This is a genomic window from Metallosphaera javensis (ex Hofmann et al. 2022) (genome assembly GCF_022064045.1).
In the GTDB taxonomy this organism is placed as follows: Archaea; Thermoproteota; Thermoprotei_A; order Sulfolobales; family Sulfolobaceae; genus Metallosphaera; species Metallosphaera javensis.
This window is the reverse complement of the sequence record NZ_JAKNCW010000068.1, coordinates 1-274: the sequence shown is the minus strand read 5'-3', so window position 1 is coordinate 274 and position 274 is coordinate 1. Positions and strand designations below refer to the sequence as shown.

Below are 274 nucleotides of genomic sequence, written 5' to 3'. Positions count from 1 at the left end.
CCCTTGGAGTTCACCGAAGTCGCGGATTGAACCGCTCATCCTTCTCACTCCCATTAGGGGGATAACCCCACTCACCTCACGGTGAGGAAACCCCCACATCCTGAGGTTAAATCTGTTCAGAAACCTCCTCATTATGTTAAGCGACGCGTTGAACTGCCTATCGAGGGTGAACCCACACCTCCCGCACCTGAAGGTCTTGCCAGCCGTTCGGGAAACCCATCCACATCTGGGGCAAGACCTGGATGTGAGGTGCGGGTTCACCTCCACCACTCTA

Annotated in this window: 1 protein-coding gene; it reads right to left on the bottom strand. The window is 55.5% G+C overall.

All coding sequences use genetic code 11. The features are described 5' to 3' along the window. Nucleotides 1-274: transposase (locus tag L3N51_RS12425; RefSeq protein WP_238027523.1), on the bottom strand; the 274-nt coding region annotated here is incomplete at both ends.